12 protein-coding genes are annotated in these 14,193 nt (G+C 73.0%); 4 read left to right on the top strand and 8 right to left on the bottom strand.

Annotated features, from left to right (window positions below):
- Positions 1 to 13: 13 nt before the first annotated feature.
- Positions 14 to 907: a hypothetical protein gene (locus tag AB0H64_RS12665; RefSeq protein ID WP_357623285.1), complete on the bottom strand. Its 894-nt coding sequence runs from the start codon at positions 905 to 907 to the stop codon at positions 14 to 16.
- A gap of 64 nt (positions 908 to 971) precedes the next feature.
- On the opposite strand from AB0H64_RS12665, the gene AB0H64_RS12660 reads away from it, so the two are divergent.
- Positions 972 to 1,763: a tyrosine-protein phosphatase gene (locus AB0H64_RS12660; RefSeq protein ID WP_357623283.1), complete on the top strand. Its 792-nt coding sequence runs from the start codon at positions 972 to 974 to the stop codon at positions 1,761 to 1,763.
- A gap of 45 nt (positions 1,764 to 1,808) precedes the next feature.
- On the opposite strand, the gene AB0H64_RS12655 is transcribed toward AB0H64_RS12660, so the two are convergent.
- Complete coding sequence (locus tag AB0H64_RS12655) at positions 1,809 to 2,849, bottom strand: Gfo/Idh/MocA family oxidoreductase (protein WP_357623282.1); 1,041 nt, start codon at positions 2,847 to 2,849, stop codon at positions 1,809 to 1,811.
- 58 nt (positions 2,850 to 2,907) lie between these two features.
- Entirely contained in the window at positions 2,908 to 3,810 is a 903-nt protein-coding gene (locus tag AB0H64_RS12650) for a PAC2 family protein (RefSeq protein WP_357623281.1), read from the bottom strand.
- A gap of 95 nt (positions 3,811 to 3,905) precedes the next feature.
- Here AB0H64_RS12650 and AB0H64_RS12645 point away from each other — a divergent pair, with 95 nt between their 5' ends.
- Complete coding sequence (locus AB0H64_RS12645; RefSeq protein ID WP_357623279.1) at positions 3,906 to 4,298, top strand: ankyrin repeat domain-containing protein; 393 nt, start codon at positions 3,906 to 3,908, stop codon at positions 4,296 to 4,298.
- 163 nt (positions 4,299 to 4,461) lie between these two features.
- Positions 4,462 to 5,382, top strand: coding sequence for a hypothetical protein (locus tag AB0H64_RS12640; RefSeq protein WP_357623278.1), 921 nt, complete (start codon positions 4,462 to 4,464; stop codon positions 5,380 to 5,382).
- A 40-nt stretch (positions 5,383 to 5,422) separates the two neighbouring features.
- Here AB0H64_RS12640 and AB0H64_RS12635 read toward each other — a convergent pair whose 3' ends face one another.
- The 3 genes from AB0H64_RS12635 to AB0H64_RS12625 form a co-directional block, all read right to left on the bottom strand.
- Entirely contained in the window at positions 5,423 to 7,540 is a 2,118-nt protein-coding gene (locus AB0H64_RS12635) for an AAA family ATPase (RefSeq protein WP_357623277.1), read from the bottom strand.
- A gap of 281 nt (positions 7,541 to 7,821) precedes the next feature.
- Complete coding sequence (locus AB0H64_RS12630; protein WP_357623275.1) at positions 7,822 to 8,721, bottom strand: ABC transporter permease; 900 nt, start codon at positions 8,719 to 8,721, stop codon at positions 7,822 to 7,824.
- Complete coding sequence (locus AB0H64_RS12625; protein WP_357623273.1) at positions 8,718 to 11,258, bottom strand: CocE/NonD family hydrolase; 2,541 nt, start codon at positions 11,256 to 11,258, stop codon at positions 8,718 to 8,720. Before AB0H64_RS12625 ends, AB0H64_RS12630 begins: the two co-directional genes overlap by 4 nt.
- 98 nt (positions 11,259 to 11,356) lie before the next feature.
- On the opposite strand from AB0H64_RS12625, the gene AB0H64_RS12620 reads away from it, so the two are divergent.
- Positions 11,357 to 12,544: a hypothetical protein gene (locus tag AB0H64_RS12620; RefSeq protein ID WP_357623271.1), complete on the top strand. Its 1,188-nt coding sequence runs from the start codon at positions 11,357 to 11,359 to the stop codon at positions 12,542 to 12,544.
- Here AB0H64_RS12620 and AB0H64_RS12615 read toward each other — a convergent pair.
- Both AB0H64_RS12615 and AB0H64_RS12610 read right to left on the bottom strand, forming a co-directional pair.
- Entirely contained in the window at positions 12,502 to 13,533 is a 1,032-nt protein-coding gene (locus AB0H64_RS12615; RefSeq protein WP_357623269.1) for a CopD family protein, read from the bottom strand. The two genes, AB0H64_RS12620 and AB0H64_RS12615, sit on opposite strands and share 43 nt — an antisense overlap.
- Positions 13,530 to 14,126: a copper resistance CopC family protein gene (locus tag AB0H64_RS12610; protein ID WP_357623267.1), complete on the bottom strand. Its 597-nt coding sequence runs from the start codon at positions 14,124 to 14,126 to the stop codon at positions 13,530 to 13,532. Before AB0H64_RS12610 ends, AB0H64_RS12615 begins: the two co-directional genes overlap by 4 nt.
- Between the last annotated feature and the right edge of the window lie 67 nt (positions 14,127 to 14,193).

Raw genomic sequence — 14,193 nt, 5'->3', positions numbered from 1 at the left:
TCCCGGGAGCGCTTCAGGTGAGCGGGGTCCTGAGGAGCTCGCCCGCGGTGCGGCGCGCCTGCAGGATGCTCTCCTCGAACAGCCGGCGCACCTGCCGCGCCTGCTCCTCCAGTTCCCTGATGTGCCGGCGCGCCAGGTCGTCGCGCACGGTGTCGGCGATGAGGCGCTGGTAGTCGGGGGTGCGGGCGGCCAGCGTCTCCAGCTTCCGGTGCGCGTGGAACACCTGGTCGGCGTGGGTCACCTGCCGGGCGTACTGCTCCAGGTGCCGTACCCGCTTCGACAGCGACGTCCACGCCGCGTCGAGGGCCGTCGAGTACGGCCGGAACGCGTCCTCCAGACCGGAGGGCAGGACGCGGGGGACGAGCTTGCGGTGCTCGGCGTGCATGGCCGAGAGCCGCGACAGCCGGTGGGCGATCTGCCACACCTCCTCGGGCAGCGTCACCTGGTTGTCGATGGTGTCGATCAGTCCTGCCCGGTGCACCGCGGAGCACAGGACGGCGTCCACGGCGTCCTGCGCGCGGCGCAGCAGCCGCTGGCACGGGTAGTCGAGGTCCTCCGGCAGCACGTAGTGGGCGGCGTACTGGCGGGCCAGGAGCACCCGCTGCCGCACGTCCCGCCGGTCCGCCGCCACGGTGAGCTCGCGGGTCAGCGCGATCATGCCGAGGCTGGCCGCGCCGCCCGCGGCGGCGAACGTCGCGGCGGAGACGCCGGCGACGAGCAGGACCAGCAAGACCAGCAGGCCGACGCCGGGGAGCAGGTAGGGCAGCACATTGCGGCGCGCGGGCGCGGGCTCGGTGCCGGTCCTGGCCATGCGGAGGAGGTGAGGAGCCGACCACAGCCGGGCCCAGACGTCCCGGGGCAGTGATGGATCGATCACCAGCCGGGGAGGCAGAGCGCGTTGATCCATACGTTCATGTTGCGTTATGAACGTTGAATCCGCTGAGGATCGGCAGACATATAGGGTCTAAGCGATGAACGCGATGACGAGATGGATCGACCTGGAAGGCGCCGTCAACGTCCGCGACCTGGGCGGTCTGCCCACCGTCGACGGAGGCGTCACCCGTTACGGCCGGATCTTGCGGTCGGACAACCTCCAGGGGCTCACACACCGCGACGTGTCGCACCTGGTCGGCGAGCTCAAGCTGCGCCACGTCGTGGACCTCCGCTCGACGGCCGAGGTCACCCTGGAGGGCCCCGGCCCGCTCGCCCGGATGCCCGAGGTGACCCACCACCACCTGACGCTGTTCGCCGAGGGCGGCACGCACACGGACGTCGAGGCGGACACCATCGACGCCGACAAGGTGCTGCCCTGGCAGGAGCGCCAGCTCGACGAGGACCTGCGGATGACCGGGTTCTACTACGGCTATCTGCGCGACCGGCCCGACTCGGTGGTGGCCGCGCTGCGGGCCATGATGCTGGACGACGGCGCGGCCGTGGTGCACTGCGCGGCCGGCAAGGACCGCACCGGCGTGCTGTCGGCGCTGGCCCTGGAGACGGCCGGCGTCACCCGGCAGGCGATCGTGGAGGACTACGCGGCGACGGGAGAGCGGCTGGAGCTGGTGCTGCGGCGGCTGCGCTCCAGCGCCACGTACCGCGACGACCTCGACTCGCGGCCGGCCGACGACCACATGCCGAGGCCCCGCTACATCCAGCAGTTCCTGTCGGTGCTGGACGAGCGCTTCGGCGGGCCGATGGGGTGGCTGGCGGCGCACGGCTGGACGGACGAGGACACCCGGGCCATGCGCGCCCGCCTGCGTGACTGACCCGGTCGCCACCCGGCCGTTCCCGGCGTGGTCCGGACGGCTTCCTCAGGCGAGGGTGACGACCGTGCGCCCGGCCGCCGAGCGGCGGGCCGCCTCCAGGACGGCCAGCGCCTCCGTCACGCTCTCCGGCGTGACCGGCGGCGGCGCCCCGTCGCGCAGGCAGGCGGCCACGCCCCGGTAGAAGTCGAGGTAGGCGCCGGGCAGCGTGGGCACCAGGCCCTGTCGCTCGTCGGTGCCGAGGGTGCCCCAGCGCTCCTCGGGCTCCTCGCCGAACCCCGCCGAGCCGGGCGCCAGCCCGGCTCGCAGCCGCTCCTCCTGCACGTCCAGGCCGTCCTTCACGTACGCGGCCAGCGAGCCGAGCACCCGGAACCGGGGGCCGGGCCGGGCGGCCAGCGCGCTCGCCCACAGGTGGGACCGGGCGCCGCCGGCATGGGTGAGGGCCAGGAAGGTGTCGTCGTCGCCGGAGACGCCCGCGCGCCGCACGTCGCTCTCGGCGTAGACCTCGCGCACCGGGCCGAGGAGCTGGACGGCCTGGTCGACGAGGTGGCTGCCGAGGTCGTAGAGCAGGCCGCCGATCTCCTCCTCGCCGCCCGTCTCGCGCCAGCCGCCCTTGGGCCGTGGCCGCCAGCGCTCGAAGCGCGACTCGAACCGGTGGACCTCGCCCAGCGCGCCGCCCTTCACCAGCTCCCGCACGGTGAGGTAGTCGCCGTCCCAGCGGCGGTTCTGGAACACGGTGAGCATGAGGCCGCGCCGGGCGGCCAGCTCGGCGAGCTCCCGGGCCTCGGCGGCGGTGCGCGCGAGCGGCTTGTCCACGACGACCGGCTTGCCGCGCGTGAGCGCCTCGGTGGCGAGCGGCACGTGGGTGCGGTTGGGCGAGGCCACGACGACGAGGTCGCACAGCTCCCAGAGCCGGTCGGTGCCGGGCACGGCTGTCGCGCCGTAGCGGGCGGAGGCGTCGGCGGCGCGATCGGCGTCGCGGGTCACCACTGCCGACAACGTCAGGCCCTCGGCGGCGTGGATCAGCGGCGCGTGGAAGTACGCGCCCGCCGTGCCGTATCCGACCAGGCCGACCCGGATGTCGCTCATCGAGCCAGCCTAACCGGTGCCGGCCGGCCCCCCTGTCCCTCCGCCGCCGGTCGTCGCGCTACTCGTCGTCGCGCTCGGCCAGGAAGCGCTCGAACTGGGCGGCCAGCTCGTCGCCGGTGGGCATCTGCGCCGCCTCGGCGATGAGGTTCTCCCGGTCCGCGCCGCCGGCGAACGCGTCGTACTGCTGCTCCAGCCCCGCGATGGCGGTCGACAGCTCGGTCGACGCCTGGATCTGCTCCTCGATCTCGGCCGTGGTGCGCCGCGCCGCCTCGCGCAGCGCGTCCATGGGGAACACCAGCCCGGTGCTCCGGGTGACCGCCTCCAGCGCCGTCACGGCGGCCTGGGGGTACTCCGCCTGCGCCAGGTAGTGCGGCACGTGCACCGCGTACCCGAGCGCGTCGCGGCCCTCGGCGCCCAGGCGGTACTCGATGAGCGCGGCGGCGCTGCCGGGCACCTGCACCCGGCCGAACGAGCTGGTCTGGTCGGCGTTGAGCAGCTCCGGACGGCTGGCGTGCGGGGTGACGCCGAGGGGACGGGTGTGCGGCACGGCCATCGGGATGCCGTGGACGGTGATCAACCTGCTGACGCCCAGCCGCTCGGCCAGCGTGCCCACGGCCCGGGCGAACAGCTCCCACTCGCGGTCCGGCTCGGGCCCGCTCATCACCAGGAACGGCGCGCCGGTGGAGTCCTTCACCGCGTACAGGGCCAGCTCGGGGGTCTCGTAGGACACCCACCGGTCGGTGTCGAACGTCATGACGGGCCGGCGGGAGCGGTAGTCGAGCAGGCGGTCGACGTCGAACCTGGCCACCACCTCGTGCTCCAGCTCGGCGAGCACGTGGGCCAGCGCGAGCCGCCCGGCGCCGCCGGCGTCCACGAAGCCCTCGAAGTGGTAGAGCAGCACCGGATCGGCCGGCTCCGGCACGTCGTCGGCCAGCTTGTAGAGATCCGTCGGGTCGAACACGTTTGGACAGCCTTTCCCTAGCTACTCTCTCCTGAAACCCACGGCGAGCCGGAACGATTCCGTCCACGGCACCCTATCGAGGCAGAATGGGACACATGGACGGGGATCCGGAGCTCGACGAGCTCACGGCCAAGCTGTTCGACCTGGCCAGGAGGGGTGAGACGGAAACTCTGCGCGCCTACGTGGAAGCCGGGGTGCCCGCCGACCTCACCAACGGCAAAGGTGACACTTTGCTGATGCTGGCGGCCTGTCATGGTCACGCCGAGACCGTGCGCATGCTCGCCGGGCACGGCGCCGATCCGGACCGGGCCGACGAGCGTGGCCGGACGCCGCTGGCGGACGCCGTGTTCAGGAAGGAGTCGGCCGTGGTCAGGGCACTGCTCGACGCGGGGGCTGATCCGAGGGCCGGGCGCCCGTCCGCGGAGGACACGGCCCGTATGCTCCCTAATGGCGAATTTCTCGAATGGCTCCGTCAAATGGGCGAATAGTGCTAAATGGGAAAAATACGCTGAAATGGCATTGAAGTAATCTACTGTGGTCTTTCGGACTGTCCCTCGTCATGCTGTAGGCGTGGCTACTTCTGCGCGTCCCTTCACGAGGCGACCCCTTCGCATCCCTCCGCTGCCATGCCCGTTCCCCAGCGAGATCAACGTGCACGCCACGGAGGTCGACGCGGAGAGCCACGCCTGGCTGGCCGCCTCCGGCATGCTCGCCGGCACCGACACGATCGAGCACTTCCGGCGCTCCCAGATCGGCCTGTTGGCCGCGCGGACCAACCCGGCCGTCCCCCGCGACAGCCTCCGGCTGATCAACGACTGGTACAACTGGCTGTTCGCGTTCGACGACGCCTTCTGCGAGGGCGAGCTGATGGGCTCCCGCGCCTCGGCGCTGGCCCGGGCCCTGCCGCCGATGCTGGAGATCGTCGACTGCCGCAGGAAGCCCGACCCCGCCGACCCGTTCGGGGTCGCCCTCGACGAGCTCCTCCACCGCATCTCCGAGTACGCCACGCCGGCGCAGGTGGACCGGTGGCGCATCACGGTGAAGGAGTACCTGTTCGCCCAGATCTGGGAGGCGGCCAACCGCGAGGTCGACCTGATCCCCACCCCGGACGACTACATCCTGATGCGCCGCATCACCGGAGCCACCTTCACCTGCTTCGCGCTCATCGACGTGGGCGGCGGCTACCGGCTCGAAGCGGAGGAGTGGCACCATCCGGACGTGCGCGCCCTGTCCGACCTCGCGTGCGACCTCATCGGCTGGGACAACGACCTGCTCTCGTACGCCAAGGAGCGCGACCGGGACAAGGCCCGGCACAACCTCGTCACGGTGCTGGCCACCCATCGGGACCTCACCCTGCAGGCGGCGCTGGAGGAGGTGGCGCGCATGCACGAGGCGGCGATCACCGCGTTCGTCGCGCGGCGCGCGGCCCTGGAGCAGTGGGCGTCGCAGCCCGTCCGCAGGTACGTGCGCGGCCTGGAGAACTGGGTGCGGGGACACATCGCGTTCTCGCTGGGCAGCGCCCGTTACGTGCACGCCTGGCCCGCGGACACCCGCTGGCCGCACACCGGCTGACGCGGCGGACGGGTCCTCGCGCGGCGTTCGGGGGGCCGCGTCAGCCGTCGAGGCCGTCCAGCTCGCCCAGCGCGAGCGCGGACACCTCGTCGAGGTCGAGCCGTGAGCCCTCGTCGAAGGCGGCGCGGTAGGCGGCCTCGCCCAAGGCCTTCTGGCACTCCTTCACACACTGCTCGTGGTCGCTGGTCAGGAACGGGGCGCCGAGCATCGGCAGGCCGGCCGTCCGCCAGTTCTGGTGGAGCGCGCCCAGCAGCTTCGCCGCCATCGTCGTCTGCTCCGCGGCGGCGAAGATCCGGGCCATGGTCTCCAGCCCCAGCAGCGTGCCCAGCGTGTCGTGGAAGTGGCGCTTGATCCGCACGCCCTCGCGTGAGCTCTCCAGCGCCTCGGTCGTCCGCCTGGTCGCCAGCCGGGTGATCGACAGCGCCCACTGCGCGTAGGAGCTGACCCAGAGCTCGCCCCGCTCACGGCACACCTGCAGGCAGTCGAGCAGCAGGGACTCCGCCTCGAACAGCTCGCCCTGCGACGACAGGACCAGCGACAGCTCGACGATCGCGGGCAGCAGACCCGGGTTGAGCTCCTTGTTGTCGGTGTTGAACTCGATGGCCACGCCCAGCAGCGCGCTCGCCTTCTGCAGGTCGCCCTGGAGCAGCGCGGCGGTGCCCTGCATCTTGGAGGCCAGGATCACCGCCCTGGAGTCGCCCACCCGGACCGCCTCGGCGCTGCACTTCTCGGCCGCCTCCAGCGCGCCCGCGCTGTCGCCCTGGGCGCTGCGCACGTACGACAGCACCCACAGCGCCTTGCAGCGCTCCTTGCTCACGCCCGGGTTGGCGTGCAGAGCGCGCTCCAGGTACAGGCGGCCCTCACGGGCGAAGCCGCAGCACACCCACAAGAACCACAGCGACGACAGCAACGTCAGCGCGTGCACCGACGAGCCGGGCGTGCGCAGTGCGTGCTCCAGGGCGACGCGGACGTTGTCGTGCTCCTGGCGCATCCGGACGAACCAGTAGATCTGCCGGGGACCGGACCAGGCGTCCTCGCCGCGCTGGGCCAGGCTCAGGTAGTACTCCAGGTGGCGCTGGCGCATCCGCTCGCGCTCGCCCAGCTTCTCCAGCCACTCCTCGCCGTACTCGGCGAGCGTGTCGATCAGCTTGTAGCGCACGCCGGCGTGGTTGCTCCGGATCATCAGCACGGACTTCTCCACCAGGCCGGTCACCAGGTCGGTGATCCGCCCGGCGGGCAGCCGCTCGTCCGCGCACACGAACCTGGCCGCGTCCAGCTCGAAGTCGCCGGCGAACACCGACAGCCGCGCCCACAGCAGCCGCTCCGCCGGGTCGCACAGCTCATGGCTCCAGCCGATCGCCGCGCGCAGCGTCTGGTGGCGCGGCAGCGCGGTACGGCTCGCCCCCGCCAGCAGGCTGAAGCGGTCGGCCAGCAGCTCCACGATCTGCTCCACCGACAGGGCGCGCAGGCGCACGGCCGCCAGCTCGATGGCCAGCGGGATGCCGTCCAGCCGCCGGCACAGCTCGGCCACGGCCCCGATGTTGCGCTCGTCCAGCAGGAAGTCGGGCATCACCGCCCCGGCCCGCGCCGCGAACAGCTGCACCGACTCGTTGGTGAACAGGCTCTCCGTCGGGTCGTCGCCGGGCACCTGCAGCGGCGGCACCGGCACCACATGCTCGTACGGCAGCTGGAGTGACTGGCGGCTGGTCGCCAGCACCTTCAGGCGGGGATTGCTCTCCAGGAGCTCCTCGGCCAGCTCGGCGCAGCTCTGCACGAGGTGCTCGCAAGTGTCGATGATGAGCAGCATGTCGCGGTCGGCCACCCACTCCGACAGCGACTCCGAGGCGGCCCGCGACGACTGGTCGGCGATGCCCAGCGCGGAGGCGATCGTGTGCCTGACCATGCCCGCGTCCTGCAGCCGGGCCAGGTCGGCGAACCAGACGCCGTCCTGGAACTGGGTGCGCACCTGGTGGGCCAGCCGCAGCACCGTCCGTGACTTGCCGACCCCGCCGATCCCCGTCACGGTGACCAGCCGCGACTCGCCGAGATGCCGCTTGAGGTTGGCGAGAAGGCGGGTGCGTCCCACGAAGCTCGTGAGCTCCGCCGGCAGATTGCCCTCTCGCCGCCAGCCGGTCGGGGTGGCCATGGGCAGCCTCACGTGGGGGTAGGCGACAACCTGCCCTGGCATCGTACCCTCGCCGTCCGCGGATGTCCGGCCGCTCGGGCGTCCTTGTGGGTCAGGTTTGTACGCCTCGATAGCATGTATGCCGTGAGTGAACTTCTCCCGGAGCAGACGTCCGACGACACCGACCGCGGCTGGGGCGACGAGCGCGACGACGACCCGGACGCCTTCTACCTCGACAACAAGCCCCCGCACTGGGCCTGACCCTCCCGCGCCGGACGAGAGGGCCCGGCGAGAGGGCCCGGCGAGAGGGCCCGTCAGCTGACCACGTCCTTGTGGCGGAAGCGGCGGAAGGCCACCGCGACGAGGACCGCCGCGTAGGTGACCGACACCGACGCGCCCCTCACCATGCCGCTCAGGTCCGGCTCGGGCGCCAGCGCGTCCAGCCACGCGGTGTTCCAGAACGTCGGCAGGAACTCCCGCACCGGCCCCAGCGCCTCCACGGCCTGCAGGATGGTGCTGACGATCCACAGCCCCACGGCCCCGCCCACCGCGCCGAGCGGCGAGTCGGTGACCGTCGAGATCAGGAAGGCCAGCGCCGCGACCACGAGCTGGCTGACGAGCGCGTACGCGATGACGATGCCGAAGCGCGGCAGCACGTCGAGCGCGGCGATCGTCTCACCCGTGCCGGGCACCTGGATGTCGTGCCAGCCGAACGCGAGCGTGCCCGCGAGCAGCGCCATCAGCGGCAGGCACACGACGGCCGTGGCCGAGTAGCCGAGCGCCACGATCAGTTTCTGCCGCAGCAGCCGGTCGCGCGGCACCGGCGCGGCCAGCAGGTAGCGCAGCGACGACCAGCTCGCCTCGCTGGACACCGTGTCGCCGCAGAACAGCGCGACCGCCACCACGAGCAGGAAGTTGGCCGACACCGACAGCACGAACGCCGCGAAGTTCAGCCCGCCGGCGGTCGCCAGGTCGGAGATGCGCAGCGCCGCCTGCTGCTGGCCCCCTCCTCCCTGGGGGCCGAGCTGGAAGGCCAGCACGAGGACCCAGGGCAGCGCCAGCAGCAGCGCGAACATGGCCAGCGTGCGCCGCCGCTTGAACTGCCGGACGATCTCGACGCGCAGCGGCAGCGTGCGGCGCGGCGCGTAGCCGGGGGCGTGGGACGGCGCGACGCGGCTGGCTGGGCCGCCGGCCGGGCTGGGGGAGGCGGTCATGACTTGTCTCCGATGAGGTCGAGGAACACGTCTTCGAGGCGGGGCCCGTGACCGTTGGTCCGCACGGCTCCTTCGAGGAGCACGGACACCGGCCCGGCCGACACCAGGCGGCCCCGGTGCATGACCACGACGTGGCTGCAGCTCTGCTCCACCTCCGCCAGCAGGTGGCTGGAGACGATGACCGTGCGGCCGTCGCGGGCGTAGCGCTTGAGCACCTCGCGCATCTCCCGGATCTGGGGCGGGTCGAGCCCGTTGGTGGGCTCGTCGAGCACGAGCAGGTCGGGCAGGCCGAGCATCGCCTGGGCGATGGCCAGCCGCTGCCGCATGCCCTGCGAGTACGTGCGCACGGCCCGCTCCAGGGCCTTGCCCAGGCCCGCGATCTCCAGCGCCTCCTCGAAGTGCGCGTCGGCGACGGGCCGGCCGGTCGCCGCCCAGTAGAGCTCCAGGTTGTCCCGTCCGGACAGGTGGGGCAGGAATCCGGGCCCCTCCACGAACGAGCCCAGCCGCGACAGCACCGGCGCGCCCGGCGTGACCGGGTCGCCGAAGATGCGGATCTCACCGCCGTCGGGCCGGATGAGGCCCATCATCATCCGCATCGTGGTGGTCTTGCCCGCGCCGTTGGGGCCGAGCAGGCCGAGCACCTGGCCGCGCTCCACCCGGAACGACAGCCCGTCCACGGCCTTCTCGCCGTTGCGGTACGCCTTGGTGAGTCCGCTGATCTCCAGCGGCACCTCCGCCCCCGAGGCGGGGTCGGAGGCGGCCCGCGGCGCGGACCTGGGGCGGGCGCGCCCCGTCGCCAGCAGCACCACGGCCACGGCGACGCCGGCCAGCGGCATGGCCCACACCCACCAGGCGACGCCGGTCGCGGGCGTCTCCAGCGCGGCGACCGTCGGCACGGCCAGGGCGGGCGAGGCCAGCCCCACCTGGTAGGAGGCCGCCTCGGCCGGCGTGGCGTAGCCCATGTCGGTGGTCGCCACCGTCAGCCGCAGCCGGTGGCCGGCGGCGAACAGATGGTCGACGGCCGGCAGCGTGACCGTCGCCTCGGCGCCGGTGGCGCCCTCCGGGATCGTCACCCGGAACGGCGCGACCAGCCCGGCGGGCAGCGTGGGCGGCTGGACGCCGTCGGCCACGTCGAGGAGCTTGGCGAACAGCGTCACCTGCCCCTTGCCCGACACCTTGAGCCGCACGGACGGGCTGCCGGTGAGCTGGAGGGGCGCGGTGAGAGGGGCGGAGTCGAAGGAGGCGCTCTGGCCCGGCATGTCGAGCGACACGCTCACGTTGGTCTGGCCGCCGCCGCCCAGCAGGCCGTTGACGCCCGGCACCGTGGAGATCGCGGCGGGCGCGCCGCCGGGCGGGTTGACGACGTTCTGGTCGGGGCCGCTCAGCGTGACGGTGGTGGCCGCGGTGCCGCCGAGGCCGGGGTAGGCGCCGGTCTCGGGGTGCAGCCGGACGCGCTGGCGGGTGCCCGGGTCGCGCCCGGCGTCGCGGGTCACGGTGAACGGCTGCGCGACGGGGGAGCCGTCCTCCTTGAGGTGGCGGCCGAACCAGGCGGACGTCTGCTCGTACAGCCAGTCCTCCTCGCCGTTGCCGCCGTCGTGGCCCCCGTCGAACCAGGCGACGCTCACCGGCGTGCCGGCGGCGGCGATGGCCCTGGCGTTGGCGTCGGCCTGGCCGAGCGGGAACAGCGAGTCCCGCTGGCCCTGCAGGAGCAGCGTCGGCGCCTTGATGCGGCCGGCCACGGTGACGGGGCTGGAGGCGCGCAGCACGGCGATCGCCTCGGGCGTGGCCCGTCCGGTCTGGGCGACCTGCTGGTAGACGCCGCAGATCTCGGGCGTGAAGCGGCCGCAGCGCGCCTCCTCGGCCGTCAGCGGCCGGGCGCTGCGCCGGCTCAGCGCGCCCAGGCCCTGGATCTCGCCGCCGCCCCGGCCGAAGAAGAAACCCGCCCACATGCGCTTGAACACGCCGTTCTCCGGCCCCTTGCCGGTGGCGTCGGGGAACAGCGCGTCGGCCAGGTCGGCCCAGGTGATCTGCGGGACGATCGCGTCGACGCGGGTGTCGTAGGCGGCCGTCATCAACGCGATGGACCCGCCGTACGAGCCGCCGGCGATGCCCACCCGCGGGTCGCCCGGCCCGTCGAGCCGTACCTCCGGCCGCTTGGCCAGCCAGTCGACGAGCTGCTTGACGTCCTTGACCTCGTAGTCGGGGGAGTTGAGCGCGATCTGCCCGGTGGAGCGGCCGAAGCCGCGCGCCGACCAGGTGAGCACGGCGTAGCCGTCGCGGGCCAGCCGCGCGGCCTGGTCGCGCATGCCGTCCTTGCTGCCGCCGAAGCCGTGGGCGAGCAGCACGGCGGGGGCCTTCCCGCCGCCGGCCGGCGCGTAGAAGGTCGTGTCGAGCTCCACGCGCTGGTCGCCGGAGGGGCCGTCGAGCACGGCTATCCGCTGTTCGCTGTGGCGCACGTCGGGCGCCGACGGCCACGCCAGCCACGCCCCCACTCCGGCCAGGATGAGCGCCACGAGGAGGGCGACCGCACGTTTCATGGTCGAGAGCCTACTTTCCGCACCTGAGAGGACCCTGAGATCTCGTCCTGGCCGCATCACTTCCGCCCGGCGTGGACGGCGGGCGCGATCGCCGTAAGATGCAGCCCGTGAACGCACCAGCAATCGTCAAAAAGGCCGCCGCCTGGGCGGTTCCCTACTGGACGCGGGGACCGGCGGGCCGCGAGACGCCCGAGGACCTGTTCCGGGTCCTCTACTACGGGTGGCTGGTGGCGCTCACCCTCAAGCTGCTCGGCTCGGCGTGGGACGTCTCGTGGCACTTCAAGTGGCTGCGCGACGACCTGGCCCCGCCCCACATGCTCAACTCCGCCGGCACCGCCCTGGCCCTCGTGCTGACCATCGTGCACGGCTACACCGGCTACGGCGTCGACCGGGCCGCGCTGCGGCTCATCCAGTGGGGCACGGGCATCTTCCTGGTGGCGGTGCCGCTCGACCTGATCAACCACCGCGTCAACGGGCTCGACATCACCTCGTGGAGCCCGTCGCACATCATGCTCTACCTTGGAACGTTCTTCATGATCGCCGGCGTCATCCGGGGCTGGTACACCGGCGCGCCGCCGGGCCGGGAGCGCACGGTGATGCTGGGCGCGTTCTTCGCGTTCTTCCTGGAGAACGTGCACTTCCCCGAGCAGCACCAGGAGTACGGCGTGCTGTCGATCGGCGCGTGGGACAACCACGCGACCTACGCCGAGCCGATCCTGCTGCGGTTCGCGGCCGACCAGATGGGCCGGCCCGTCGACCGGGAGATGATGACCGCGTTCGCGCTGCCCGTGCCGGACGCCCTCTACCCCGTCTACGCGGTGGTCGCCGGGCTCAGCGTGCTCGTCGTGGCGCGCATGCTGATCGGCAGGTTCGGCGCGGCGACGCTGGTGGCGGCGGGCTATGTCGGGTTCCGGACGCTGATCTGGCCGCTGCTCACCTTCACCGGCTTCCCGCCGTCGGCGGTGCCGTTCTTCCTCGTCGTCGGCGGGCTGTGCGTGGACCTCGCGTTCGCGGTGCGGATGGCGCCGGTCCGGGCGCTGCTCGGCGCCGTGGGCGTCACCGCCGCCGTCTACGGCGCGCTCGCGGCGCAGAGCGCGCTCATGGGTCAGGTGTACGGCGCGGTCAAGGGCCAGACGGGGCTGCTGGGCGCGCCGCCCCTGGCCGCCGGCACGGCCGTCTGGGCCGGGGCGGGGCTGCTGGCCGCCTGGCTGGCCTTCGAGTGGTGGAGCGGCCGGGCCGGCCGTCAGCCGATCGAGGCCCGGGTGATCGCCACCGCCACCCCGTAGGCCAGGCCCATGACGGCCAGCTCGGCCGTCGCCCACGCCACCACGGCCGTGGCCGCGCCCCTCCGGATCGCCGGCAGCAGCCGGTAGCGGATGTGCGCGGCCAGTGGCACCAGCAGTGCCACCAGGGTCAGCTTGGCCAGCACCAGCAGGCCGTACTCACTGGTGAGCAGCGCGCCCGGCAGCTCGACGCCGGGCGTGAGCGCCATCGTGCCGAGCCCCGTCACCAGGCCGGACAGGCCCACCAGCAGCAGGCAGACCGTGGCGATCCTGGAGAAGCGGGGCAGCACGACCGCCAGCAGCTCGCGCCGCGGCGCGACGAACACCGTCACCGCGGCCAGACCGCCCGCCCACGCCGCCGCCCCCATCACATGGGTCTCCATCGAGATCATGATGGGGTCGTGCCAGACCGAGTTCACCGCGTGGCCGGTCACCGGGATCGGCAGCAGCCCGAACAGCGCCACCACGATCCGCAGCTCGGCCGGCACCTTCTCGCCGAAGCGCACCGCCATGAGCCCGATGCCGGCCGCGGCCAGCGCGCACGCGGCGCTGAACAGCAGCCCTTGCCCGGTGCCGACGCTGTCGACGTAACCGGCGATCATCGCGGGGGTGGGCACGACGCCGGGGTTCAGCTCGGCCGTCTGGAAGACGATCGTGAGCAGCGCGCTCGCCGCCCACACCCACGCGGCGGTGACGGTCAGCGGCCGTACGCGGCGCATGACCGGCTCCGTGAGCTCGGGGGCGTCGAAGCCGAGCAGCTTGGGCACCAGGCTGGTGCCGACGACGGCCACGGCGGCCAGGTCGAGCACCACCCGCACGACCGGCAGCCCGTACGCCACGAGGGGGCCCGGCATGGGGATGCCGGGCACGGCCTCCTGCGCGGTCAGGCCGGAGGCGACGACGGCGGAGACGACGGCGCAGGCCAGGAACACGCCGGCCACCACGCCGCCGCCGACGGCGACGCCACGCCGCGGGGGAGCTTCGACGCTCACGCGCGCCCCTCCTCGCCGGTGCCGCCGTCCGCGGGCTCACCCGGTGCGGGGCGGGCGCGGCGCAGGGCGACGGCGGTGCCGGCCGCCAGCAGCAGGAGCGCGGCCACGATCCACACCACGGCCATGCCCGCCCCGCCGTTGGCCGCCGCCTCGGCCGCCCGCGCGCTGTCCGCCTCGCCGGTCGCGGCGCTCTCGGCGGGAGCCGGAGAGCCCGCCGGGGACGCCGCCGCGGCCCCGGCCGTGAGGCGGAAGGAGATCTTCCCCGTCACCGGGTGCCCGTCGGACGACAGGATCCGGTAGCCCACCATGTAAGCGCCCGCCGCCGTCAGCGGCCGGACCTTGACCGTCACCTTCTCGCCGGCCACGGACGCCGCCCCGTCGGCCATCGCCGCCCCGTCCGGGCCCGTAACCCCGATCTGCGCGTATCCCTGGCGCACGGCCTGGTCGAACACCAGCGTGATCTGCGCGGGGGACGCCGCCAGCGCCGCCCCGTCCTTGGGGTCGCTGCTGACGAGCACGTTGTGCGCGCGGGCCGGGAGCGAGATCCCCACCGCGGCCGACGCGAGCAGCAGGACCGTGAGTAGCCGCCTCACCGATCGAGAACCTTCCCTTGAACGCGTTCCAAACCCGTCTATGCTCCCACCCGTGACGGACGTGCTC

Origin of the sequence: Nonomuraea sp. NPDC050733 (assembly GCF_040654215.1) — a bacterium.
Taxonomy (GTDB): domain Bacteria; phylum Actinomycetota; class Actinomycetes; order Streptosporangiales; family Streptosporangiaceae; genus Nonomuraea.
Note: the sequence above shows the minus strand (reverse complement) of the source record. Positions and strands in the feature narration are given on the sequence as shown.